Here is a 23,578-nt window from a genome sequence, read left to right on the forward strand (position 1 = left end):
AAATCCATGAAATTCGGTTTCAAGTTTGAAAAGATACTGGGCTTGAAGGAAAAGCTTGAAGACAACAAAAAGAATGAAATGGCAATAATATCAAACAGCATAAGGGATTTGGAAAATGAAATCAGTAAAATGGAGGAAATGAAACGCGAGAGATATGATATCTTAGAGGAAACTTTGATGTCAGGGGCTTCCATCACAGACATAAAAAATATCAGCTACTCCATAGAATGCGCAGATATAAGCATAGAAAGGCTGCAGCAGAAGCTTTCAAGCCTGCGCGAGAGCTTCAACTTCAAAAAGGTGGAATATCTTGAGGTAATGAAGGAAAGAAAATCATTTGAAAAGCTAAAGGAAAAGCACATTGACGAGTTCAAGCAGGTTTTAAAGCTAAATGAGGAAAAAGCGTTAGACCAAATAAACACTTTCAGAATCAGAGGTACCAGCTAGGAGGCATAAATGGACCAGGCAAAGGACAAAGACAGGAATGTCAAAAAAGTAAGCCCGAGACTAAAAATCATATTGGCATTATCTTTTTTGGTAGCCATTTTATTTGCCTTTTTAATTGTCTACATAATAAATCCCAAGTTCAAAGTGGCAGCGGATAAAGCAATGGGGGAAATGCCTCTGATTTCGTCGATAGCAGGTGTTGGTGATTCGGCGGAGAATATAGAAGCTCAAAAGCGTGACCTGGCTGAATATTATCTTTCACTGGATGAGGAGCGGATTATAGACAAGCTTATGCTGCTTAAAAAGCAGGATAAAAGGCTATACAAGGAAATAGTACAGCTCATGAAGGATGGCGACTTTGAATTCACCCAGGACATTTTAAGCGAAATAGTGCTCAAGGAAACGAAAAAAAACACCCTAAGGCGTGAAGTTGAGAGCATGAAAAGGGAAAAAGCAGGAGACATTTCTGAAAAGGCCAAGTACTACTCAAAAGTAGGATTGCTTCAGACGGTAAGAGATATAGAGGATGACATAAGATCGCTTGAAATAGACAGCACATATGCTGCTAGTCTGCTTCAGGAGATGAAACCAAAATATGCAGCCAGAGTCATTTACTACATAGATGCTGACATACGGGACGCCGTAGAAACTAATCTCAAGGGAGAGGCGGCGCAAAAGATAAGCAGGGAGATGCTCTCCTTTGAGAAATATATTGAGGAAATGGACAGCATGACAATGCTGTATGCAGACAAGGAATACAGGCAGGCTTCGCTGGAGCTCGAAGACAAAGAAAAGTTCAAAGCGGAAGACGTAGCCTACATCATAGCCAATATGGATGTTGTGCAGGCAGGCAAGATTTTGGCGTCTTTTTCGGATAAGACATATTCAAATGACGTCATAGAAGAAATAAACAGAATAAAGCTTCTGAATGATCAGATAGATACTGGAAGCCTCTATACAACTGTTAATATTATGGACAGTTATATTGGGAAAGTTGATGAGTTGAGAGAATCATACAAAAAAATGGATGCGACAGCTTTGGCAGACATAATTAAAAATATATTGGGCAGGGATGAAATATACAAGGAGTACCCTGTAGGAGAAGGAGTTCTAAGGATAACGCAGGAGGAACTGCTTGTGGATATATTGAGGGGAATGCCGCCAAAATCCATATCAAAGATATTAAAAGAACTTGGAGCTCAGAAAGCATCAGAGCTTACACGAAAAATGGGACTTCCTGAAGAAGGGGGATATTGATGAACAAGCTGTCAGTTTTACCAGCGAATATGAAAGAAGACTTCAAGGTGAAGGACATTTCTTCGAAAGGCAAGTCAGTTGCAAGGGATGAGTTTGCGGGTACGCTCGAGAAGATGAAGTTCCAAGCTGTTAAAAAGCGGGAGTCTGAATATGCAAAAAGGGATGATCTTAGAGCAGAGAAAAGCGGCATATCTGAAAAGGAGGATAACGCAGCAGTCACTGATTCGGACAAAAAAGCGCTGTCAATTCAAAGTGATACGGTCAGCAATCAAAATATCAACAATGACAAGGAAAATGAAACAGGGCAGTTTCTTGCGGAAAATGAAGCAACCAAATTGGCAGGAGCAGAGAGTGTGCTTATAGACAAATCACTAATAAACGAGTTAAAAGAACTCGCAGTCCAGTCAGAGACTAAAGCGCAAGCTGCAGGAAATACATCAGATACCATTGCATCATACGCTCAAGCATCAGATGCCGGGACTGAAATACAAATTGAGGCCTCTATTGGAGCGGGTGGAGCAATTGTTGATGAAATGGTACAGGCGAAAGCTTCAAAAGAAATTCCAGAAACAAGCGTGCAAAACCTTCAGAATACAGACGGTGAGTATAAAGCAGTAAATGATGCAATGACTGCGTCCATTCCGGACAGCATTAAGTTACAGGACAAGGGCGGGAAAAAGAAAGATATCAAAATCACGGATTTACAGAATGAATTACATAAAGAGAAACCAGACGACATACTGGGTCAAAGTATAAAAAAATTAATAGCTGAAAGGAATACTGCCGGACAGCGATTTTCCGGCGAAGAGATAAAAGACACTCTGGAGACCATAAAAGACGAAATCATTAAACTTTCCGAGGAGTCGGGAGACTTCAAATTTCCAGGCCTTTCAGCGGAGGCTTCCTCAAGCCGAACCAACATAGAGTTAATGAAGGCTAGACCTGTATATTATTCTCAAAGAGAGGTAGTCGACCAGGTTATTAACAAAATAAAAATAACAGATGCGGATAATCTTAAGTCGATTGAAATAAAGCTGGAGCCTGAACAGCTGGGCAAACTGACCTTGAAGGTTGTTATGGAAAATGGAGTGCTTACTGCCAAGTTGATAGCCGAAAGCGAGAAAGTCAAGACGGCTATTGAGTCAAATATTTCTGAACTTAAAGACAGCATGCTCGAGCAGGGGATAAATATAACTGCTGTTGACGTTTCGGTAGACTCAGAGGCTCAGGGCGAGCAGGGAAACCAGGATGGCTTTGAAGCCGCACTAAGAAGCAGGAGAATAAGCTCCGCCATATTCAATGATATTCTAGAAGATAAAGCTATTAAGAGTGAGATAGATGCGAACAATCCATACATAGATACTGAAGAGATAAACTATCTAGCTTAAAGGGGTGAGGAAATGAATGTAAATGCAACAACCCAAAGCCAATCTAACACGACTTCAACTAGCGGCACTTCTAATATTTCTAGTAGCCTCGGCAAGGACGAATTTCTGAATTTGCTAGTCACGCAGCTGAAAAACCAGGATCCGCTAAACCCAATGCAAGACAAGGAATTCATTGCACAAATGGCTCAATTCAGCTCTCTCGAGCAGATTCAAAATCTTGCAAAAATAGTTGATTCGGGACAAAAGGAAATGATAGGCAATCTTGAGGACATGAATGAAAAGCTCCAGGGGATGGAAGACCAAAATGAAACTGGACTCAGCGCATATGTGCAAATGATAGCTAGCTTGCAGAACATGAATGAAAGACTCCAGAACATAGAAAGTCAGAATAATTCAGATATTATGGACTACATAATGGAGGAGCTTGCAAATCTGAAAGGTGAAGTTTTATAATCCGAGGGGGAATTTAGTATGAGAAGTCTTTATGCTGCAGTATCAGGCCTGAAATCACACCAGACAAAAATGGACATAATAGGCAATAATATAGCCAACGTAAATACAATTGCATATAAGGGAGCAAGAGTACAGTTCAAAGAAGTTTTCAACCAAACACTCAAGGGTGCTACAGGTGCTGAAGATGGAAAGGGCGGCTCCAATGCAATGCAGGTTGGTCTTGGTATAGACGTGGCTGCCGTTGACACAATGTTTACAGTAGGCGCCATAGAAAGGACAGACAACCCAACCGACGTGATGATAGGCGGCGAGGGCTTCTTCATGGTTTCAGACGACCCAAGCTTCAACAACAAGTATTATACAAGAGCGGGTAACTTTACAATCGATGATAACGGTAACCTTCTTGCATCGGGAGGTTTCAAGGTTCTTGGCTACAGGGTTGAGGAGGGCACGGTTGGGCCCGACGCGAAACTGAAGGAGGCCATTGAAGGACTTGTAATATCGAAGGCAACAGTATTTCCGGCGAAGTGCACAGGAAGCATCGGGACTGAAGATACAGACATATCAAAAGACAAGGATGTCACATTCGAAGGAAACATAAATGTAAATACAGGCCTGAACGCAACAATCACAGGAGATGCATCGCCATATACCATAAGCAGGGCCGATATAACAGCAAGGCAGACTACATTTACAGTGTATGATGAGATGGGCGGAGAGCACACAATAAAGATGACTATAAGAAGAAAGTTTTCATCTGATGCAGGTACAGAGCCTATTGAACTTAAAGATGGCAACTATGAAATAACTACAAATGATAAAACAAAGATTTTTGATCCAAACAAGTGGGTTGTAGAAGTTGAATCAATGGACGGTCTTGGCGGAACAATGAAAACTGCGGATGGCAATCCTGTAGTGCTGGCTTTTGAAAATGGCAAGATTGTTTCTGGAGACATGACAAATATAAGAATCATGCCGAGCGACGACGGAAGCGGATATTTTGCCAACGGAGCCAGAGGCTTCAATTTCAACCTTTCTTTCACTGATCAAAACGGCAATCCAACAATAACACAATCGGCCAACGAATCTTCTGTTACAGCAGCCAGCATAGGCGGCTACAAGCAGGGCTCGCTCGATGATTTCTCGATAGGCGAAAATGGAGACATCATGGGAAACTTCACAAACGGCAAGAAGTCGATACTGGGAAAGATAGCCCTGGCAAAGTTCAAGAATCCATCGGGCCTTGAAAAGAAAGGCTCAAACCTGTACATAGACACTGCCAACTCGGGGATTGCAATAATAGGTACACCGGCAAGCAACGGCTTTGGCCCTACGGTCGGCGGAGCTCTTGAGATGTCGAATGTTGACCTTGCAAGAGAATTCACTAACATGATACAGACTCAAAGGGGATTCCAGGCTAACTCCAGAATAATAAACACCACCGACCAGATGCTTGAAGAACTCATAAATCTCAAGAGATAAAAGGAGCAGTCATGATAAAAGTCACACGATTCAACGGAGAAGAGTTCGTAATTAACTGCGATCTTATAGAGCATGTGGAACATACCCCAGATTCGGTAATAACCCTGACTAACGGACACAGATTTGTCGTGAAGGAAAGTGTCGATGAGATAATAAACAGGGTGATTCTATTTAAAAGAGGCATATACCAATTTGGGACTAATGAATAGGAAAAGAGGTGTGGCGTTTGGATTTAGCTAGTATTATAGGGATTGTGGGAGGTTTTCTTCTCATAGTAGTATCTATTGCAACAAGTGGAGACATAACTGGTTTTGTGGATATAGCTTCTGTTGCAATAGTTTTGGGAGGAACAATTGCGGCCACGCTGGTTGCATACCCACTTCCGAAATTCCTTGAAGTAATAAGTATTACACAAAAGGCATTCCAGGGCAAGAAAAGTGATTTGAACATAGTAATTGACGGCATAAACGAGCTTGCAAACAAGGCCAGAAAGGAAGGATTGCTTTCTCTGGAGGAGGCGTCTGAGAGCGTAAATGATGATTTTATGAAAAAAGGCATAATGCTTGTTGTGGACGGGACTGATCCGGAGCTGGTAAAAAACCTTCTGGAGACTGAACTGGATTTCATCTCAGAAAGGCACGGCAGCGGACAGGGGCTTTTTGAAGCTATGGGTGCCTACGCTCCGGCTTTTGGTATGATAGGTACCCTCATAGGCCTTATAAACATGCTTGCTTCGCTTGATGACCCGGATACAATAGGGCCTTCAATGGCGATAGCTCTAATCACAACTTTTTACGGTTCCTTGCTTGCAAACCTTGTTTTTCTTCCGCTGGCAAAAAAACTCAAAATCAAAAGTGATGAGGAAATCCTTGAAAAACAAATAATACTCGAGGGACTGCTTTCTATACAGGCAGGTGAGAATCCAAGGATAATAAGCGAAAAGCTTAAGGCGTTCATACCGCCATCTAAAAGGAGACAGGAGACTGCAGGTGATGTAGCCGCTAATCTCAGGGAAGGGGAAGCATAATAATGAGAAAGAAAAAACAGCAGGCACCCGCAGGTGCGCCTGAGTGGATGACTACATACTCGGACATGGTAACTCTGCTTCTAACCTTTTTCATACTTATGTTTTCATTTTCATCCGTAGATGCTCAAAAATTTGAAACAATGATGCGCTCTTTTCAAGGCTCGCTTGGGATACTTGAAGGCGGCAAGACGCTCAGCGAATTGCCGCTTGCTACAAACGGGGCAGATATTGATGTAGAGTCGGACGGCATATATGAGCACTTGTCGCAGGAAATCGAAGACTATCTTAATCAAAACGGGCTTGGAGAAAGTGTCAACATTATAAATGGAAATAATGGTCTCATACTTAGGTTCAATGAAAACGTACTGTTCGACTCTGGAAAAGCAGACCTCAAGCCACAGGCTATGGCTACGCTTAGCTATATATGCAGCCTGCTCAATGCCAGCGATTTCAGCGGAAAAAAAATCAGAGTGGAAGGCCATACAGACAATGTGCCAATATACAATTCAAAATACCCCTCGAATTGGGAGCTCTCAGTTTCAAGAGCCTGCAATGTTGTAAGGTTCATGATAGAGCAAAACGGAGTAATGTCAGAGAGGCTTTCAGCAGCAGGCTATAGTGAATATCATCCCGTAGCGGCAAATGATACTGTAGACAACAAGGCCAAAAACAGGCGTGTGGACATACTTATTTTGAAGGACGGGCTACAATAATTTCGGAATGGGGGCAACGATTAAACGATGAAGAAAATTGCGATATACTCTATTGTGGGAGTGGCTGTACTGGCAATCGGTTTTGCGGCGGCGTTTTTCCTGTTTTCAGGCAAAGCGGAAGCCAAAAAAGTCAAAACATATAATTACGACATGGGAGTGTTTTCCACGAATATTGGGGGAACAAAGAATTTCTTCAAGGGCAACATAATAATTGCATCAACCGATAAAAAAGCGGAGAAGGTATTCACTGAAAAAAATGCAGAAATAAGGGACATAATACTTGAGATAATTATCCAGCAAAAACCTGAGGATATGGTGAATCCAGGTGGGATGAACAGCATAAAAAAAGACATTATTAACAAGATAAAAACAAGGATCGGAATCGATTCCATTGAAAATATATATTTTACGGATTACATTGTTCAATAAAGAGAGGTGCAGCAGTTGTCAGAAATTCTTTCGCAAAATGAAATCGACTCTCTTTTGGAGGCGTTGAATGCTGGAGAGGTTGACGTAAAAGAGATAAAAGAGGAAAACGAACGCAAAGTAAAAAAATACGATTTCAAGATACCCAAAAAACTGGCTAAGGATCAGCTCAGAACACTTCAAATGATGTATGACAACTTCACACGCCTGCTTAATACATATTTTTCAGGAACACTAAGAACTTATGTGCAAATGGAGATCCTGTCGGTAGAAGAACTTTCCTACTATGAATTTTGCAATTCGATATCGAATCCTGCCATGCTGGCAATTATAGATTTTTCACCTCTTCCGGGTGAAATGATTCTTGAAATGTCAAACAGACTCTGCTTTACAATAATAGATAGGATACTTGGGGGAGACGGCAAATTCGACGCTGGAAGCAGGAATTTCACTGAAATAGAGCTTACAATACTGAAAAAAATAGTCTCCCAGATGACAAAGCTGTTTATAGATCCTTGGGAGAATGTCATTGAGCTAAATCCAAAGCTAAATAAGATTGAAACGAATTCTCAGTTTGCACAGATAGTATCTCCGAATGAGACTGTGGCCCTAATAACAATCAAAGTCAACATAGGAGACGTGGAGGGATTAATTAACCTGTGCATGCCGCACTTGTTGATAGAACCTATACTTCCAAAGCTGAGCACGAAGCTCTGGTTTACAAACAATACAAAGAAAATTACTCACGAGCAGGAAAAGATATTAAAGGAGAGGCTAAGAAGAGCTGAAATAGAAATTTCATGTCATGTGGGCGAAGCCAATATAACGGTTGGAGAATTTTTGACTCTTCAGGAAGGAGACGTCATAAAGCTCGCATCTAGAACCAGCGACGAATTGACAATAATGGTGGGGGAAAAAATCAAATATTTCGGAAAACCCGGATCGCTGAACAAGAACCTGGCTGTCAAGATAACACAAGTAATTGAAGAGGGTGATAATGAATATGATGAATGATTTACTTTCGCAGGACGAAATTGACGCCCTTTTAAAAGGGGCATCTGCCGACGACGTTACAAGCTGCAGTGTTGAATTGGATGAGTATGAAAAGGATGCAATCGGCGAAATAGGAAACATCAACATGGGCAACTCGGCTACTACACTCTCTACAATTTTAGGAAAGAGAGTTTCGATCACAACTCCAAGCGTGGATGTTATATCCATCGATGAGATGGCTCAGGAACAGCCGGTACCATATGTAATAGTAAGAGTGGGTTACAAAGAAGGTCTAAACGGCATGAATATGCTAATACTCAAGGAAGATGACGTTAAGGTAATAGCTTCACTCATGATGGGCGGAGACGGGAAATCGGGATTGCTCGAGGAGCTAAACGAGATACATCTTAGCGCGATAAGCGAAGCTATGAATCAGATGGTAGGTTCGTCTTCAACGTCTCTTTCCGAGATGATTGGCAAAAGGATAGACATAAATCCACCTGAAGTATTCAAGGTCAATTTGACGGATGACAGTATTGAAATGAGCGGCATAGATAAAACCTGCGACTATGTCAGAGTGCTTTTCAAAATGACTATTGAAGACCTTATTGACAGCAATATAATGCAGCTCATGCCTATTGACTTTGCAAGGGATTTAATCAATAATATGTTATATGGCAGTGAAGGTCAGGAAGTTGACAGCTCAAATGAAGCAGAGAACTTGGCGGCATTTGGAGAAGAGCAGCACAGCGCACCTGCCAGCACATATACTGCATCTGATAATTCACAAAAACAGCCTGTCAGAGCAGAGTATGAAGAAAAGGCACATAATGTTGAAATGCGTGCCAATGAAAATCATATCAATATCAATCCTGCAAAGTTCGAGTCTTTTGACGAACTAAATCCCTGCAAGACGGAGTTGCCCGAAAACATTGAGATAATAAAAGATGTATTCTTGAAGGTAACAGTTGAGCTTGGAAGAACAGCAAGGAGCATAGATGAAATACTTGCTTTTGGCCCCGGGACAGTAATAGAGCTGGAAAAGCTTGTCGGGGAGCCGCTTGATGTTCTTGTAAATGGGAAAAGGATAGCAAAAGGTGAGGTTGTGGTTATTGATGAAAATTACGGTATTCGCATAACCGATATCATTAAACCTGACAAAAGACTGAGAAGCATATAATTTTTAAGCTTATATAATAAAAGGAGGATAACAATAATATGGGAAAAAGGATACTGTTAGTTGACGATGCTGCATTTATGCGAATGATGATAAAAGACATACTTACAAAGAATGGTTATGATATAGTCGGCGAGGCGGAAAATGGCTTGAAGGCTGTTGAAAAATTTAAGGAGCTAGTACCTGAGCTTGTAATCATGGACATAACTATGCCGGAAATGGATGGCATACAGGCGGTAAAGGAAATCAAGGCAATAGACAAGGATGCCAAAATAATAATGTGTTCAGCTATGGGGCAACAGGCGATGGTTATCGAGGCTATACAGTCGGGGGCCAGAGATTTCATTGTCAAACCTTTCCAGGCCGACAGGATACTCGAATCTGTCAGAAAGGTGCTTGAGTAGTTTGGACATATTTCTTGCGATACTTAAAGCTATAGGGTATCTGCTCGTATTTGTCTTTATTCTTTATATGGCTCACTTTACTTCAAAGTTTGTAGCTCAAAGGAGAATGCAGGTGTTTGAAGGAAAAGCCCTGAAGATAAAAGAACGCATTTTCTTGTCAAGGGACAAGGAAATTGCAGTCCTGTCATATAAAGACAAGGAGTACATAGTCGGAATATGCGGCAACTCCATCAACACTATAGATTCACTGACACTCAGGGATGGTAATGATGAAGAATAAACTGAATATAATAATTTGCACCCTGGTATTTATGGGTTTTATTTCCGGAATCGCTTTTGGTGAGCCAAAGTATCCTAATATTTCTCTTGAAATAGGAGGCACTGACGATCCGAGGGCATTTTCGAGTTCAATTGAGATAATTATAATATTTACAGTTCTATCGCTTTTGCCAACAATAATAATAATGATGACTTCTTTTACAAGAGTTATTATAATACTCTCCTTTCTAAAAAGCGCCATAGGCGTTCAGCAGAATTTGCCAGGACAGGTTATTTTGGGCCTTTCGCTTTTTATTACATTTTTTATTATGGCACCCACGGGCGAAAAGGTTTACGAGCAGGCACTCAAACCGTATGTTGACGGACAGATAACACAGCAGGCGGCTTTTACACAAGGCATGGTTCCGCTGAGAGATTTCATGCTTAAGCAGACCAGGGAAAAGGATATTGTACTTTTTTCTGAAATGGCAGGGATGAAGGCTGGCGATATTAAGAAAGTGGAGGACATTCCAAACAGAGTGCTCCTGCCGGCTTTCATGATAAGTGAGCTCAAATCAGGATTCCAGATGGGCTTTATACTCTTCATACCGTTTTTGATTGTGGATATGGTTGTTGCAAGTACACTCATGTCCATGGGAATGATGATGCTGCCTCCTGTAATGATCTCGTTGCCATTCAAGCTGCTACTTTTCATACTTGCAGACGGATGGAACCTGGTAATAAAGTCGATTGTCATGGGGTTCAAGTAGGAGAATTTTATGGATATAAATATGGCAATAAATCTTGGTCAGCAGACGCTGACAATGATACTGCTTCTTTCAGCACCCATGCTGGTATTGGGATTGCTCGTGGGCTTAATTGTGAGCATATTTCAGGCGGCAACGCAAATACAAGAGGCCACACTTGCATTTGTGCCTAAGATAGTAGTGGTATTGGCTTCAGTAGTAGTGTTTGGCCCTTGGCTTATGAACACGGCTGTAAGTTTTACGCAGAATCTGTTTCTAAATATGGACAAATATATAAAGTAAACGGCAGGATTCATATGGAATATACTTTGGATTATTTCATCGCCCAACTGAATGTCTTGCTTCTTGTATTTTCGAGAATTGCGGGATATTTTGTAGCAGACCCCATATTCGGAAGAAACAATCTTCCGAATATTTTTAAATTAGCGTTTTCGCTTTCAATGTCGTTTCTCATATTCACCACCTTGGATTTGGCAACGGTCGAGAATATAAGGAGTGCAGGTTTTTTTTATATATGTATTATTGCAGTTAAGGAGTTCATAATAGGGCTCCTGATAGGATATATTGTAAATCTCTTTTTTGCTGTATTCATGATAGCGGGCGGAATAGTGGATACAGATGTCGGCTTTGCAATGGCAAGAATTGTAGATCCCTACAGCGGTTACGATATGTCAATAAGCGGCAACTTTCTCTTCATATTTGCAGCGCTGGCATATCTTGCCATAGACGCCCATCATCAGCTTATAAGACTTGTAGCTGGCAGTTTCACTATATTGCCGCTCAGTATGAACCTTAGTTTTAAAATTGAATACTTAGGCTATATAATAGCGCTTATAGACGATATGTTTCTTTATGCAGTTAAAATCGCAATACCTGTTGTGATTGCAATGTTCGTTGTTAACGTAGTAATGGGAATACTTGCAAGGACAATGCCACAGATGAATGTTTTCGTTGTGAGCATGCCACTTAAGATATTTGTTGGAATAATAATGATTTATTTCGTGATTATGCAGTACGATTCTATAATGATAGATATACTCAAAGCTATTTTCAATTATGAAAATCAGCTTTTCAGGCTCATTAAAGGAAGCTGATGTACTTGAATATTGATTTGCAGCTCTTTACGGGCGAAAAAACAGAAAAGGCTACACCCAAAAAGCGTCAGGATGCAAGAAAGAAAGGCCAGGTATTCCAAAGCCGTGAGATAAATTCGGCGGTAACCCTTATAATTTCAATGCTTATTTTAAAGCTTGGCGGCAAAGCCATACTCACAAGCATAGCTGAGCCTATTCCGTTTTACGGAGAGCTGTTCAACGATGACATAGATTCAGACATGGCTTTCAAGGTTCTTTACACGGGTATGATATTTATGGTGAAGGCGACTGCAGTAATTGTGCTTGCAAACTACGTGACGGCGTTTGCCAGCAGCTATTCGCAGGTGGGAAATGTATTTACAACAGAAACCTTGAAATTCAAGATAGACAGACTCAATCCATTTGAAGGTATCAAGAGGCTGTTTTCGGCAAGATCCGCCTTTGAAGTTGTAAAATCACTTGCAAAGCTTGTAGTGTTATCCGTCGTGTCAACAATATACATCAAATCAAACTTAGGGCTTTATATCAAGACATATCAACTTAACAAGTATCAGTTTTCGTATATTCTATATGATTCAGCCATAAATCTGGGACTCACACTCTCAAGTATTCTACTTGCGCTAGCGGTCTTTGACTATTTTTTTCAATTTTACCAGCATGAAAAGCAGCTTAAAATGTCAAAGCAGGAGATAAAGGAAGAGTACAAGCAGATGGAAGGTAATCCAGAGATCAAATCCAAGATAAAGGAAAAGCAAAGACAGTTTGCAATGCGCAGAATGATGGAAGACGTGTCTAAGGCTGATGTTATTATAACAAACCCTACACACTATGCGGTTGCATTAAAGTATGATGAAAATGCGAATGAGGCGCCCTTCATAATAGCCAAGGGAAAGAATCTGATCGCACTAAGGATAAGGGAAAAAGCCGCAGCAAGCGAGGTTCCGATGGTTGAAAACAAACCTTTGGCAAGAGAGCTCTATTCAAAGCTGAATATAGGGGACACCATTCCTCCCGAGTTATATGATGCGGTAGCCCAGATTCTGGCATACGTTTATTCGAGAGACAAATACAAGCAAAAGAAAATTTGATTGGAGAGATTGGATGAGATCTTCAGGAATATTTGTAACATTGGGCGTCATAGGTATTGTACTTATGATAATAATACCAGTGCCCCCTGTGCTGCTGGACATCCTCTTAAGCCTCAACGTTTCAATTTCACTGCTAATACTGCTTATAGCCATGTATAACAAGGAAGCGTTGGAATTTTCAATATTTCCTTCAATATTGCTTATAACAACGATGTTCAGGCTTGCGCTCAACATATCAACAACAAGAGGTATACTCGGATCTGGATATGCAGGCGATGTGATAGAAGCTTTTGGAAGTTTCGTAATGCAAGGGAATGCGTTTGTGGGATTCATAGTATTTGTGATTATAGTAATAGTTCAGTTCATGGTAATAACAAAAGGTGCGGAGAGGGTTTCGGAAGTTGGAGCAAGATTCACACTAGATGCAATGCCTGGAAAGCAGATGGCAATTGATGCTGATTTGAATTCAGGCCTCATCGATGAAATCCAGGCCAGAGAACGAAGAAAGAAAATACAGGATGAAGCCAACTTCTACGGGGCAATGGATGGAGCATCCAAATTTGTAAAGGGAGATGCCATAGCAAGTATTATAATTGCCGCAGTCAACCTGTCTGCAGGATTTGTAATGGGGATGCTTGTCGAGAAACTCCCATTTGCAGAGTCGATATCCAAATACGCGATGCTCTCCGTTGGGGATGGACTTCTCTCTCAGATTCCTGCGCTCCTGATATCTACAGCAACAGGCATAGTTGTAACTCGAGCAGCTTCTGAGGCGGACCTTGGCCAGGATGTAATGAACCAGATGATAAGGCATCCAAAGGCGATGTTTATAATTTCGGGAGTTCTCTTCGCCTTGTCGTTCACAAAGCTGCCATTTCTGCCATATTTCATTTTGTCTGTAACTTTTTTGCTTATAGGACTTGGCCTTAAGAAGCAGGAACAAAAAAGCTCACAGAGGCCGGAAAAAGAAATGACGGCTGAGGAGAGCGAAGTCGAGGATATAAGGAGACCGGAAAATGTATTGCCGCTTCTCCAGGTGGATCCAATTGAGCTGGAGTTTGGCTATGGAATAATCCCTCTTGCCGACAAATCCCAGGGAGGAGACCTTTTTGACAGGCTCGTAATGATAAGAAGACAGTGCGCCCTGGAGCAGGGAATAATAGTACCGATGATAAGATTAAGAGACAACATTCAACTTGAGGCAAATGAATATCTCATAAAGATAAAGGGAGTCGAGGCAGCAAGGGGTGAGATACTCTTTGACCACTATCTTGCCATGAATCCAGGCGGCGCAGACGGAGAGATAAAGGGAATCGACACAGTAGAACCGGCATTCGGACTCAAGGCCAAGTGGATAGACGAAAAAGAGCGGGAAAGAGCAGAAATACTCGGATATACAGTAGTCGATCCTCCGTCCATAATTTCAACGCATCTGACAGAGGTGATAAAGAGATATTCGCACGAACTGCTTGGAAGACAGGAAACTAAGGTGCTTATAGAATCAGTCAAGGAAAATTATCCTGCGCTTGTCGACGAACTTACACCGTCCCTGCTTTCGCTGGGAGACATTCAAAAAGTGCTCTCGAATCTGCTAAGGGAAGGAATTTCAGTAAGAGACCTCGTTACGATATTTGAAACGCTGGCCGATTATGGAACTGTGACAAAAGACACTGACATACTCACCGAATATGTCAGGCAGTCGCTCTTCAGATCGATTACAAAGCAGTTCACTGCGGGAGCGGCTTCGCTCAAGGCCATAACTATAAGTCCGAAGCTGGAAAAGGTAGTGATGGAATCGCTTCAAAACACGGAAACAGGCACATACCTGGCTCTCGACCCTGAAATTTCATCGAGTTTCATAAACAAACTCAGCGGTGAGATTGAGAAAGCTGTATCAATAGGTGAAAACCCAATAATACTTACAGCACCTATAGTGCGATTCTATATAAAAAAATTCGTTGAGCAGATAAGCTCGGATATTTATGTCGTTTCATATAATGAAATAGACCCCAAGGTGAAAATCCAGTCAATCGGGATGGTGAGCATATAAGGCATGATGATAAAAAGATTTCTCGGGAAGAGCGTTACAGAGGCCATGAACATGGTGAAAAATGAACTTGGCGAAAATGCAGTAATTTTGCATACAAAACGCATAAAAAGCAACAATATTTTCAAATTTTGGGAAAAGGAACAGGTGGAAATACTTGCTGCTCACGAAGGGAAACAGCAGGAAAGGCCGAAGCAAAAAAGCGACCATCATAAGGCAGTGAAGCAGGACTTCAAAAGCAGAATTTTTGAAGCTGATGATCAAGTCGGCGTCACAAAAAAAGATTACAACAGCATAGAAAATGAAGTCAGCAATATAAAGGACATGGTCGCAGAGATAAAGAAGACCTTAAGCGGCAGTCCAGCCATAGGCGAGTCCGGACAAATTGCCGCAAAAACTCTAAAGGATGAAATAACGGCGAGTCTTAGAAAAAAAGGTTTTTCACAGGAACTGATAGATAAATTCATCAAGAGTGTGTCTGAAAAAAATGAAATAACAGTCGACAACTTCAAGCAGCTGTTCAGGGAATATCTCCAGAGCGAGCTGAGTTCGGAATATGAAGCATTTGAATTCAAGAACAAGATAAATGTATTCATAGGACCCACGGGCGTTGGAAAGACTACAACTCTGGCGAAGCTTGCATCAAACTGCGTGCTCAATGAAAGCAAGAAAGTTGGTTTCCTGACGCTTGATACCTACAGGATAGCTGCAGTCGAACAGCTAAAGATATATTCAGAGATACTTAATATGCCTCTTGAGGTGGCATATAACACCAGCTCAATAAAGGAAAGCTTGGAAAATCTTTCGGACTCAGACATTATACTAGTGGATACTGCAGGAAGAAGTCACAGGAATAAAATGCATATGAAAGAAATAAGAAGGTTTTTGGACTCCATCCCTGAAAAAGACATATTTCTTGTAATAAGCGCAAACTACAATATTGAAGATATAAGCGACATTGTTGATGAATATAATTTCATTGACGATTTCAATATAATAATAACAAAGCTGGATGAAACTTCAAAGCAAGCTGTAGTAATGAATGTGCTCCACAAATACAAACGAAAGATTTCACATATAACCTTTGGACAAAATGTCCCCGACGACATATCAGGCCTAGTTGTGTCGGATTTCATAGAAAAGGTACTAAAGGAGTAACCGGTTATGGATCAAGCCTCTAAACTCAGAAGCGCCGTGATAAAAAAAGGCAGTATCGGCGAAGTCAGCATTGAAAATCACGGCAATGACAATTCAGAAAGAGCAAGAGTAATATGTGTTACAAGCGGCAAAGGCGGTGTAGGCAAAACTAATTTGACGCTGAATCTGGCGCTTGCTATCAAAAAAAGAGGTTTCAATCCGCTGATTATTGACGCGGATCTTGGCCTGGCAAACATAGAAGTGCTAGTTGGCGCTGCACCCAAATATAATTTCATGGATGTCATTGAGGGCGGAATGGGTATAAGAGATATTGTAATGGACGGACCATTGGGCATAAAGATAATATCAGGCGGAGCAGGTATAAGCGAAACGGCCAACCTGCCTGTATATAAGCTCAATAAGCTTCTTTCCAATTTGGCCGTAATTGAGAAAGACTTTGACTTTATAATTATTGACACCGGTGCTGGAATTTCCAAGTCAGTGATATCATTTGCAAAAGCTGCGGATGAAGTGATAGTAATCACATTGCCAGAACCAACTGCCATAGCTGATGCTTATGCGCTTATTAAGACTCTCAGGAGAGAAGCCATAGATAAAATTGGAGTCGTCATAAACAAAGTTGAAAGTAAATTCGAGGCAGAGGCCACGTTTAAAAAGCTGGAGACGGTATCTAAGAGATTTTTGGGTGTAGGAATAAGCTATATTGGGCATATATCAGCTGACAACAATATTATAAGGGCGGTAAAGCAACAGGAGCCCTTTTATCTCAAGTATGAAAGCTCTGCGGCCAGCCGCAATGTGGAACAAATTTGCGGTAAGCTCACTGGTCAGGGTAATACAAAAAGCAGCGAAGGCTTTGTCAAGAGGTTGGCATCCTTTTTCGTATCCAGCAGGAGGTAATATAATCAATGCATTTTGAAAACCACTTTAAAATCGGGGACAAAATTGAAATAGAGCTTGAGCAGCAATTCGGAGACCCGCGTGTTTTAAAGAGCCAGCTGCTCGAAGTCTCAGACTGTAAAAGTATGTACTACATATCGCTGCCTACCGAAAAAGGAAGACTTATTCCTATTTCAGAGGGAAAAAAAATAACCTTATACTATTCGGTTCACAGCAAGGGAACATTTTCTTTTCAGGCTGTTGTGGAGGAACGCAAGAAAAATCCAATACCCCACATGAAGGTGCGGCAGATAGATAAGACAATAAAGACTCAAAGACGCAACTACTACAGACTTAACGTGCTTTTGCCTGTTGAAGTGTATGATATGGAGAGAAACCCTGTTGCAAATGGCAACACGTTGGATATCAGCGGGGGAGGCATAAGACTTTTCATTTCTAAACGTCTGGAGGAGAGAGAAGAGTACTATTTTGCAATAACACTTGATGGAAAAAGATTTCTCTCAAAGGGTATGGTGCTCAGAAGGAGCATACCAAACTATGAACTTCCGGATGAGTACGAAGCAGCTATAAAATTTACGATGATAACCGAAGAAGACAGAAACATGATAATCAAGTACATATTCAAACAACAGAGAATATTAAGACAAAAAGGATTGATATAGATGAGCTTTATCAGGGTGTTAGTTGTTGATGATTCGGCTTTTATAAGAAAAGTCGTAACAGACATACTTCAAAGCGACAATGAAATAAAGGTTGTGGAAAAGGCGCGCAACGGCAAGGAAGCAATAGAAAAGCTTCTGCGCAATGAAATTGACGTTGTGACACTTGATGTAGAAATGCCAGTAATGAACGGCATTGAAACGCTTTCTGAAATAATGAAAATCAAGCCCACTCCTGTTGTCATGCTAAGCAGCCTTACAAAGCAGGGAGCAGATCTTACAATAACAGCTCTTGAAATGGGAGCGGTAGATTTTATAACTAAGCCTGAAAATATTTTCAAGGAAGGCCAGGAGGAACTCAGAAGCAGTGTAATACAAAAGATAAAAACAGCGGCAGTTATTGACGTAAAAACCAAAAAAAGTGTTTTCGAGAAAATAAGGGCCAGCACGACAAAAGGACTCGCGCCAAGACAGCTTATTAGCAGGGCAGGAAGGGTTGAAAATATAGTGGCCATTGGAACCTCCACGGGAGGGCCAAAGGCATTGCAGCATGTCATACCAAACCTTGATGAGGATATAAATTCAGCTGTCGTAGTTGTCCAGCATATGCCTCCGGGTTTCACAAAATCGCTTGCCGACAGGCTTGACGGAGTATCGAAGATAAGAGTTAAGGAAGCTGAGAACGGGGAAGTACTAAAGAATGGAGTCGCATACATAGCTCCCGGTGATCGGCATTTGAATTTCGTAAACGAAGGAAGCGATATTCGGGTTGTCCTTGATAATGGAGCAAATGTTTCAGGGCACAAGCCATCGGTAGACTCGATGTTTTATTCGCTGAGCGAGGTAAGATGCAAAAGCATAATTTCCGTCATTATGACAGGAATGGGTCAGGACGGGGCCAAAGGCATGCAAAAGCTCAAATTGAAAGGCGGGTCAAACATAATTTCGATAGCTGAAGATCAGGATACATGTGTAGTCTTTGGAATGCCAAAAGCAGCAATCAATCTTGGAGTAGTGGACAAAGTATTGCCTGTAAATAAAATTGCAGTAGAAATAAACAAGTTGCTGGGGGTGTAGATTTTGTTTGAACTAGATCAGTACATAGACATATTTCTAGATGAATCAAAAGAACATTTGGAAAACTTAAATACCAATCTGCTAGAGCTTGAAAGCAATCCTTCCAACATAGAAACAATAAATGAAATTTTCAGAATAGCACATACCCTTAAAGGGATGTCTGCCACCATGGGATTTGAAAAGACAGCCAAGCTGACGCACAAGATGGAGAACTTGTTGGATGACATAAGAAGCGGGCAGGCACTTATAAACACAAGAATGGTAGACCTGCTCTTTGAGGTTCTAGACAGAGTGGACAACTTCATAAAAAGCATTGAATCAACCGGAAAGGAAGGAAATCTTCCCATAGATGACTTGATTGAAAAGCTTGAGAATGTTCTCTGCGCGGAAGAAGAAGGCAAACAGGAGCAGGCGGAGTCTGTACAAACCAAGGAGAATGAAGGCTACATAGCAAATGTAGTAAAGAGCGCAAAGGCACAGAATCTGTCTGCCTACAAAATAAATGTTCTGCTTGATGAAAACTGTATGCTCAAGGCGGCTAGAGCATTTTTAGTGTTCAAAACGATTGAAGAAAACGGCGAAATAATATATTCGAATCCTCCCACAGAAGACATTGAGGATGAAAAATTTGACTTGGAATTCGGGCTCATAGTTGTTACAAGCATTGGGCCGGAAGAACTAAAAACCAAGATAATAAACATTTCGGAAGTCAAAGACGCAACCATCAGCGAATATTCTGCGGACGAAATCATTGAACAGGCTGAGGCGGCCATAGAAGAAGAATTCGGTGAGATTGAAACAGTTGAAGAAGCAATTGAGAAAACAAGCATTGAAGAGGAAATTGAAATCATTAAACGAAGAGTGCAGCAAAAAGAAGTCGAATTTGAAATCAAGGCTGATGAGACACAGGAAGAAAGCGAACAGACAACAAACAGAAAAGGCAAGGTCGGAAAAACGGTAAGAGTAGACATAAACAGACTCGACAACCTAATGAACCTTGTCAGTGAGCTTATAATAGTCAAAACCAGGCTAGAAGACATAGAGATAGGTTCGAAAAATCAAAATGCGAATGACGCAATAGAGTACCTGGAAACAATAACCACAAACCTGCATGATGCTGTCATGAAGGTCCGTATGGTGCCTATTGAAAGGGTATTCAACAGATTTCCGAGAATGATAAGGGATCTTTCTAAGAGCCTTGACAAAGAAGTGGACCTGATCATGTCTGGAGAGGAAACAGAAGTCGACAGAACAGTAATAGACGAGATAGGAGATCCGCTTATACATCTGCTTAGAAATTCATTGGATCACGGCATTGAAAAACCTGATGTCAGAGCAAAGCTCAACAAGTCAGAAGTGGGTACGCTCAAACTGCTGGCATATCCTGATGGAAACAACGTAGTCATAGAGGTTGCCGATGATGGATCAGGTCTTGATATCGAGAAAATCAAGAAAAAGGCAATAGAAAAAGAACTTGTCACCCAAGAGAAACTTGAAGCAATGGATGAGAAGGATATTGCCAGTCTTGTCCTAATGCCGGGATTCAGCACGGCCGATAAGATTTCTGATATTTCGGGAAGAGGTGTTGGTCTTGATGTAGTAAAGACAAAGATCGAGTCTTTAGGCGGCATAATTGAAATAGAAACAGAAAGAAACGTTGGGAGCAAGTTCATAATAAGACTTCCGCTCACGCTTGCTATAATCCAAGCTCTTCTGATTATGATAGGCAATGAAAAGTACGCCATTCCTCTCAATAATATAAAGGAAATAACAAACATAGAAAAGGACAAGATAAGAAGCGTAGAAGGCAGAGACATAGTTCTCTACAGAGGCAAGACACTTCCGCTTGTAGATCTTGGAGATGTGCTGGAAGTAGGCGAGAGGGACAGGGATAAAAAGGACATAAATGTGATAGTGGTAAAAAAAGGTGAAAGAGATCTTGGAATAATAGTAGATGATCTAATAGGACAGCAGGAGATAGTAATAAAATCTCTTGGAAAGTATCTTAAGGGTATCAACTTTGTTGCGGGAGCTACAATACTGGGCAATGGAAGTGTGGCGCTAATAATAGACACCAATTCGCTATTTAATTAAAACATATGGAGTGTGATAAAATTTGGAGAGCGCTGTTGCAAACAAGTATGTCATATTCAAACTGGAGAATGAGTTTTACGGCGTCGGAATAGACCATGTTGAGACAATTGAAAAGATGATGGATATAACGCGAGTTCCAAAAGCCGAAGCATATGTAAAGGGAGTAATAAATCTGCGAGGCGACATAGTCCCGGTGGTTGATCTTAGGGAACGTTTCAACCTCTCTGCGGCAGATTCATTTGCTGACAAGAGAATAATAATAAACAGAATCGACGAGATGATGATTGGATTCATAGTAGATTCGGCATCTGAAGTGAAGGATATAGCGAATGAAGATATAGATATAATCATAGTTGCAGACAATTTCAATGAAGGTTTTGTCAGAGGCATTGCAAAGGATACCGACCGTGTAATAATAATATTGGATGTACATAAGATAATAGGGGTGTAAATAGCATTATGAATTTGACTACTAACAGTTATTACCTGGATGTGTTGAAAGAAGTCGGAAATATAGGGGCAGGCAATGCTCTTACGGCGCTTTCTCAAATTATAAATAAAAAAGTAGATATGGAAGTGCCGGTTATTGAAGTCATAGAGACTGAAAAAATAGTTAATACGGTTGAAACTGCTGAGATGCTGATAGTGGGAGTATATGTCAAGTTCTGGGGAGACATAAGCGGGAATATAATGCTGGTGCTAGACAAGCCTTCGTCAGATCATCTCATTAAAATACTCCTTGGTGAAGTTAGTGACGATGATTTTTACAGTGAAATGGAAATGTCAGCCATACAAGAAATCGGGAATATTCTATCAAGCTCGTATATAAATTCTATCTCACAGCTGTCAAACCTCAACATTCAAATGTCGGTTCCGTCTGTAAGCATAGACATGGCGGGTTCAATATTGAGCGTCCCTGCCATAGAATACAGTGAAGTCAGTGACAAGATAATTTTAATTGAAAACAAGATTCTTGAAGGAGACAATGAAATTGTCGGGAATCTCTATTTCATGCCTGACATTGATTCCTTCAAGCTGTTGTTTAGCAATTTGGGAGTGCCCATAGATGAATAATGAATATATCAAAGTGGGAATGGCTGATTTCAAGATAGGAGCAGGCGACGATGTCCTTGTGACACTTGGACTTGGCTCATGCGTAGGGATTGTGCTTTATGACAAGTTCAAGAGAATAGGCGGTATGGCTCATATAATGCTGCCTTCAAGCAAGGAAATAAGAAACAATGCAAACAGGGCAAAGTTCGCAGACACAGCACTCGATGAAATGCTCTTTGAAATTGTAAAAAAAGGAGCCATCAAGGGCAGGATTATTGCAAAAATTGCAGGTGGAGCACAGATGTTCAGCATAGCTGCCAAGGGAATGACTCTAAATATAGGGCAGAGGAATGTCGACGCCGTGAAAGAAAAGCTAAGCGAGCTTAGGATTCCGATTATCGCGGAAGACACTTTGGGTAATTACGGTAGGACTATCGAGTTCAATTGCAATAACGGGGAGCTTAAAATCAAGAGCGTAGGCAAGGGCATAAAAATAATATAAAAAAGCAAAAGGAGCAAAACCGTGAAAGGCAGTCTGGTCGTTTTAGGGATATTGAATTATCTGACTGTTGCGCTTTATACCTTGATTACGATGATATTGGACAAAAGCGTTGCAGTCATGGATTTCATGGTAGACATTGCCATGTTGCTTGCGTGTTTAAATATTTGCGCTTTGCTCATTAGCAAGATAAGGTCAGAATGCCAGAGAACCAGTGAAAATTCTGGTGAATACACAAGTGAAATTGACATGACCGTTAATGATGATGATGAGCTCAGAAATATTTTAAAAGACTCAATTAGGGAAGAAGAGAAAGCATTTGATGAAATCAGGCTCGAAGATATAAACAATATAAACTAGCCGAGGTTTAAGTTATGATTGGTGAAAATGAACTATGGCAACAGTATAAGGACTGTGATTGTGAATCAAAAGCTAAAGAGCTTCGGGAAAACCTGATACTAAGGTACATTGAGCTTGTGAAGATAATAGCAGCCAGACTTTACAGTTTCTATGCATCAAACATAGAGTACGAAGATCTTGTGAGCTATGGCGTGATTGGCTTGATAGATGCAATCGAAAGGTATGACCCTGCCAAGGATACCAAGTTTGAAACGTATTCCACCATCAGGATACGCGGAGCCATAATTGACCAAATAAGAAATCTCGATTGGGTTCCACGTTCGGTAAGGCAAAAATCGAAGCTACTTAAGGAGGCATACTCCGGTCTGGAAATGGAGCTTGGCAGAGAGCCGACTGTTGACGAGGTTGCGGCAAGATTGGGTAAGACAAGCGACGATGTGAACAAGATGCTATCTGAAACATGCAGCTTTAACGTGATATCCATTGAGGATGAATTAGGCGAAAGCTATAGGCTCCAAGTGAGAGATTCGGTAAATCCCACTCCGGAGGAAGCCCTGATAAAAAAAGAGATGCTTGAAAATCTCAAGCATGGGATTAAAAGGCTGAGTGAGAGAGAGCAGCTTGTTCTAGACCTTTATTACAACAAAGAGCTGGCATACAGGGAAATAGCCTGTCTTCTCAATGTAACTGAATCCAGAATTTCGCAAATACACAGCAAGGCGCTTGTAAGGATAAAAGCGGCTTTCTAGAAAGGAGG

The 23,578-nt window shown here is 41.1% G+C and carries 28 protein-coding genes; all 28 read left to right on the forward strand.

Going from position 1 to position 23,578, the window contains the following annotated elements:
• Nucleotides 1-6: 6 nt before the first annotated feature.
• The 28 genes from fliJ to GT589_RS03220 all read left to right on the forward strand — a co-directional run bounded on the left by fliJ (nucleotide 7) and on the right by GT589_RS03220 (nucleotide 23,570).
• On the forward strand, nucleotides 7-447 hold the full coding sequence (gene fliJ / locus GT589_RS03085; RefSeq protein ID WP_293395817.1) for a flagellar export protein FliJ: 441 nt from the start codon (nucleotides 7-9) through the stop codon (nucleotides 445-447).
• A gap of 9 nt (nucleotides 448-456) precedes the next feature.
• Nucleotides 457-1,704: a hypothetical protein gene (locus GT589_RS03090; protein ID WP_293395820.1), complete on the forward strand. Its 1,248-nt coding sequence runs from the start codon at nucleotides 457-459 to the stop codon at nucleotides 1,702-1,704.
• A complete protein-coding gene (locus tag GT589_RS03095) occupies nucleotides 1,704-3,092 on the forward strand; it encodes a flagellar hook-length control protein FliK (protein WP_293395823.1) in 1,389 nt (462 codons plus the stop codon). The genes GT589_RS03090 and GT589_RS03095 overlap by 1 nt, the downstream gene beginning before the upstream one ends.
• A 12-nt stretch (nucleotides 3,093-3,104) precedes the next feature.
• Complete coding sequence (locus GT589_RS03100; RefSeq protein WP_293395826.1) at nucleotides 3,105-3,545, forward strand: flagellar hook capping FlgD N-terminal domain-containing protein; 441 nt, start codon at nucleotides 3,105-3,107, stop codon at nucleotides 3,543-3,545.
• An 18-nt stretch (nucleotides 3,546-3,563) separates the two neighbouring features.
• Nucleotides 3,564-5,027 (forward strand): flagellar hook protein FlgE, encoded by a 1,464-nt coding sequence (locus GT589_RS03105; protein WP_293395829.1) that lies wholly within the window; start codon nucleotides 3,564-3,566, stop codon nucleotides 5,025-5,027.
• Between the two features lie 11 nt (nucleotides 5,028-5,038).
• Nucleotides 5,039-5,236, forward strand: a complete 198-nt coding sequence (locus tag GT589_RS03110) for a flagellar FlbD family protein (RefSeq protein WP_293395832.1) — start codon at nucleotides 5,039-5,041, stop codon at nucleotides 5,234-5,236.
• A gap of 17 nt (nucleotides 5,237-5,253) precedes the next feature.
• Nucleotides 5,254-6,054, forward strand: coding sequence for a motility protein A (locus GT589_RS03115; protein ID WP_293395835.1), 801 nt, complete (start codon nucleotides 5,254-5,256; stop codon nucleotides 6,052-6,054).
• A gap of 2 nt (nucleotides 6,055-6,056) precedes the next feature.
• Nucleotides 6,057-6,767, forward strand: coding sequence for a flagellar motor protein MotB (locus GT589_RS03120; protein WP_293395838.1), 711 nt, complete (start codon nucleotides 6,057-6,059; stop codon nucleotides 6,765-6,767).
• A 27-nt stretch (nucleotides 6,768-6,794) separates the two neighbouring features.
• Nucleotides 6,795-7,196, forward strand: a complete 402-nt coding sequence (locus GT589_RS03125; protein ID WP_293395841.1) for a flagellar basal body-associated FliL family protein — start codon at nucleotides 6,795-6,797, stop codon at nucleotides 7,194-7,196.
• A 6-nt stretch (nucleotides 7,197-7,202) separates the two neighbouring features.
• Entirely contained in the window at nucleotides 7,203-8,207 is a 1,005-nt protein-coding gene (fliM, locus tag GT589_RS03130; RefSeq protein ID WP_293395843.1) for a flagellar motor switch protein FliM, read from the forward strand.
• On the forward strand, nucleotides 8,197-9,366 hold the full coding sequence (gene fliY, locus GT589_RS03135) for a flagellar motor switch phosphatase FliY (RefSeq protein WP_293395846.1): 1,170 nt from the start codon (nucleotides 8,197-8,199) through the stop codon (nucleotides 9,364-9,366). Before fliM ends, fliY begins: the two co-directional genes overlap by 11 nt.
• A gap of 38 nt (nucleotides 9,367-9,404) precedes the next feature.
• Nucleotides 9,405-9,767 (forward strand): response regulator, encoded by a 363-nt coding sequence (locus GT589_RS03140; RefSeq protein WP_293395849.1) that lies wholly within the window; start codon nucleotides 9,405-9,407, stop codon nucleotides 9,765-9,767.
• A gap of 1 nt (nucleotide 9,768) precedes the next feature.
• Nucleotides 9,769-10,047 carry a flagellar biosynthetic protein FliO gene (locus tag GT589_RS03145; protein ID WP_293395852.1) on the forward strand — a complete coding sequence of 93 codons (279 nt, stop codon included), beginning with the start codon at nucleotides 9,769-9,771 and terminating at the stop codon, nucleotides 10,045-10,047.
• Nucleotides 10,037-10,795 (forward strand): flagellar type III secretion system pore protein FliP, encoded by a 759-nt coding sequence (gene fliP / locus GT589_RS03150; protein ID WP_293395855.1) that lies wholly within the window; start codon nucleotides 10,037-10,039, stop codon nucleotides 10,793-10,795. The genes GT589_RS03145 and fliP overlap by 11 nt, the downstream gene beginning before the upstream one ends.
• A gap of 9 nt (nucleotides 10,796-10,804) precedes the next feature.
• The gene (gene fliQ, locus GT589_RS03155) at nucleotides 10,805-11,074 is read left to right on the forward strand and encodes a flagellar biosynthesis protein FliQ (protein ID WP_293395858.1); all 270 of its coding nucleotides are present in this window, start codon (nucleotides 10,805-10,807) and stop codon (nucleotides 11,072-11,074) included.
• A 14-nt stretch (nucleotides 11,075-11,088) separates the two neighbouring features.
• Nucleotides 11,089-11,886 (forward strand): flagellar biosynthetic protein FliR, encoded by a 798-nt coding sequence (fliR, locus tag GT589_RS03160; RefSeq protein ID WP_293395861.1) that lies wholly within the window; start codon nucleotides 11,089-11,091, stop codon nucleotides 11,884-11,886.
• Complete coding sequence (flhB, locus tag GT589_RS03165; protein WP_293395864.1) at nucleotides 11,886-12,974, forward strand: flagellar biosynthesis protein FlhB; 1,089 nt, start codon at nucleotides 11,886-11,888, stop codon at nucleotides 12,972-12,974. The genes fliR and flhB overlap by 1 nt, the downstream gene beginning before the upstream one ends.
• Nucleotides 12,975-12,987: 13 nt before the next feature.
• Nucleotides 12,988-15,024 carry a flagellar biosynthesis protein FlhA gene (flhA, locus tag GT589_RS03170; RefSeq protein WP_293395867.1) on the forward strand — a complete coding sequence of 679 codons (2,037 nt, stop codon included), beginning with the start codon at nucleotides 12,988-12,990 and terminating at the stop codon, nucleotides 15,022-15,024.
• Nucleotides 15,025-15,027: 3 nt separating this feature from the next.
• The gene (gene flhF, locus GT589_RS03175) at nucleotides 15,028-16,179 is read left to right on the forward strand and encodes a flagellar biosynthesis protein FlhF (RefSeq protein WP_293395870.1); all 1,152 of its coding nucleotides are present in this window, start codon (nucleotides 15,028-15,030) and stop codon (nucleotides 16,177-16,179) included.
• A gap of 6 nt (nucleotides 16,180-16,185) precedes the next feature.
• Entirely contained in the window at nucleotides 16,186-17,079 is an 894-nt protein-coding gene (locus GT589_RS03180) for a MinD/ParA family protein (RefSeq protein WP_293395873.1), read from the forward strand.
• Between the two features lie 8 nt (nucleotides 17,080-17,087).
• Entirely contained in the window at nucleotides 17,088-17,741 is a 654-nt protein-coding gene (locus GT589_RS03185) for a flagellar brake protein (protein WP_293395876.1), read from the forward strand.
• Nucleotides 17,742-18,815: a protein-glutamate methylesterase/protein-glutamine glutaminase gene (locus tag GT589_RS03190; RefSeq protein WP_293395879.1), complete on the forward strand. Its 1,074-nt coding sequence runs from the start codon at nucleotides 17,742-17,744 to the stop codon at nucleotides 18,813-18,815. It abuts the gene before it with no gap.
• Between the two features lie 3 nt (nucleotides 18,816-18,818).
• Nucleotides 18,819-20,909, forward strand: a complete 2,091-nt coding sequence (locus GT589_RS03195) for a chemotaxis protein CheA (RefSeq protein ID WP_293395882.1) — start codon at nucleotides 18,819-18,821, stop codon at nucleotides 20,907-20,909.
• A gap of 22 nt (nucleotides 20,910-20,931) precedes the next feature.
• Complete coding sequence (locus GT589_RS03200) at nucleotides 20,932-21,360, forward strand: chemotaxis protein CheW (RefSeq protein ID WP_293395885.1); 429 nt, start codon at nucleotides 20,932-20,934, stop codon at nucleotides 21,358-21,360.
• Nucleotides 21,361-21,368: 8 nt separating this feature from the next.
• Nucleotides 21,369-21,983, forward strand: a complete 615-nt coding sequence (locus tag GT589_RS03205) for a chemotaxis protein CheC (RefSeq protein ID WP_293395888.1) — start codon at nucleotides 21,369-21,371, stop codon at nucleotides 21,981-21,983.
• Nucleotides 21,976-22,464, forward strand: a complete 489-nt coding sequence (locus GT589_RS03210) for a chemotaxis protein CheD (protein WP_293395891.1) — start codon at nucleotides 21,976-21,978, stop codon at nucleotides 22,462-22,464. Before GT589_RS03205 ends, GT589_RS03210 begins: the two co-directional genes overlap by 8 nt.
• 90 nt (nucleotides 22,465-22,554) lie before the next feature.
• Nucleotides 22,555-22,821, forward strand: a complete 267-nt coding sequence (locus GT589_RS03215) for a hypothetical protein (protein ID WP_293395894.1) — start codon at nucleotides 22,555-22,557, stop codon at nucleotides 22,819-22,821.
• A gap of 14 nt (nucleotides 22,822-22,835) precedes the next feature.
• Nucleotides 22,836-23,570 carry a sigma-70 family RNA polymerase sigma factor gene (locus tag GT589_RS03220; RefSeq protein WP_293395897.1) on the forward strand — a complete coding sequence of 245 codons (735 nt, stop codon included), beginning with the start codon at nucleotides 22,836-22,838 and terminating at the stop codon, nucleotides 23,568-23,570.
• Nucleotides 23,571-23,578 lie beyond the last annotated feature (8 nt).

It is taken from the genome of Peptoclostridium sp. (assembly GCF_009881055.1).
Classification (GTDB): Bacteria; Bacillota; Clostridia; order Peptostreptococcales; family Peptostreptococcaceae; genus Peptoclostridium_A.

Excerpts from the sequence above, each read along its gene's own strand:
- fliJ (WP_293395817.1), top strand. The coding sequence starts at position 7 with ATGAAATTCGGTTTCAAGTTTGAAAAGATACTGGGCTTGAAGGAAAAG.
- GT589_RS03090 (WP_293395820.1), top strand. The coding sequence starts at position 457 with ATGGACCAGGCAAAGGACAAAGACAGGAATGTCAAAAAAGTAAGCCCG.
- GT589_RS03095 (WP_293395823.1), top strand. The coding sequence starts at position 1,704 with ATGAACAAGCTGTCAGTTTTACCAGCGAATATGAAAGAAGACTTCAAG.
- GT589_RS03100 (WP_293395826.1), top strand. The coding sequence starts at position 3,105 with ATGAATGTAAATGCAACAACCCAAAGCCAATCTAACACGACTTCAACT.
- GT589_RS03105 (WP_293395829.1), top strand. The coding sequence starts at position 3,564 with ATGAGAAGTCTTTATGCTGCAGTATCAGGCCTGAAATCACACCAGACA.
- GT589_RS03110 (WP_293395832.1), top strand. The coding sequence starts at position 5,039 with ATGATAAAAGTCACACGATTCAACGGAGAAGAGTTCGTAATTAACTGC.
- GT589_RS03120 (WP_293395838.1), top strand. The coding sequence starts at position 6,057 with ATGAGAAAGAAAAAACAGCAGGCACCCGCAGGTGCGCCTGAGTGGATG.
- GT589_RS03125 (WP_293395841.1), top strand. The coding sequence starts at position 6,795 with ATGAAGAAAATTGCGATATACTCTATTGTGGGAGTGGCTGTACTGGCA.
- fliY (WP_293395846.1), top strand. The coding sequence starts at position 8,197 with ATGATGAATGATTTACTTTCGCAGGACGAAATTGACGCCCTTTTAAAA.
- GT589_RS03140 (WP_293395849.1), top strand. The coding sequence starts at position 9,405 with ATGGGAAAAAGGATACTGTTAGTTGACGATGCTGCATTTATGCGAATG.
- fliP (WP_293395855.1), top strand. The coding sequence starts at position 10,037 with ATGAAGAATAAACTGAATATAATAATTTGCACCCTGGTATTTATGGGT.
- fliQ (WP_293395858.1), top strand. The coding sequence starts at position 10,805 with ATGGATATAAATATGGCAATAAATCTTGGTCAGCAGACGCTGACAATG.
- fliR (WP_293395861.1), top strand. The coding sequence starts at position 11,089 with ATGGAATATACTTTGGATTATTTCATCGCCCAACTGAATGTCTTGCTT.
- flhB (WP_293395864.1), top strand. The coding sequence starts at position 11,886 with ATGTACTTGAATATTGATTTGCAGCTCTTTACGGGCGAAAAAACAGAA.
- flhA (WP_293395867.1), top strand. The coding sequence starts at position 12,988 with ATGAGATCTTCAGGAATATTTGTAACATTGGGCGTCATAGGTATTGTA.
- flhF (WP_293395870.1), top strand. The coding sequence starts at position 15,028 with ATGATGATAAAAAGATTTCTCGGGAAGAGCGTTACAGAGGCCATGAAC.
- GT589_RS03180 (WP_293395873.1), top strand. The coding sequence starts at position 16,186 with ATGGATCAAGCCTCTAAACTCAGAAGCGCCGTGATAAAAAAAGGCAGT.
- GT589_RS03185 (WP_293395876.1), top strand. The coding sequence starts at position 17,088 with ATGCATTTTGAAAACCACTTTAAAATCGGGGACAAAATTGAAATAGAG.
- GT589_RS03190 (WP_293395879.1), top strand. The coding sequence starts at position 17,742 with ATGAGCTTTATCAGGGTGTTAGTTGTTGATGATTCGGCTTTTATAAGA.
- GT589_RS03205 (WP_293395888.1), top strand. The coding sequence starts at position 21,369 with ATGAATTTGACTACTAACAGTTATTACCTGGATGTGTTGAAAGAAGTC.
- GT589_RS03210 (WP_293395891.1), top strand. The coding sequence starts at position 21,976 with ATGAATAATGAATATATCAAAGTGGGAATGGCTGATTTCAAGATAGGA.
- GT589_RS03215 (WP_293395894.1), top strand. The coding sequence starts at position 22,555 with ATGATATTGGACAAAAGCGTTGCAGTCATGGATTTCATGGTAGACATT.
- GT589_RS03220 (WP_293395897.1), top strand. The coding sequence starts at position 22,836 with ATGATTGGTGAAAATGAACTATGGCAACAGTATAAGGACTGTGATTGT.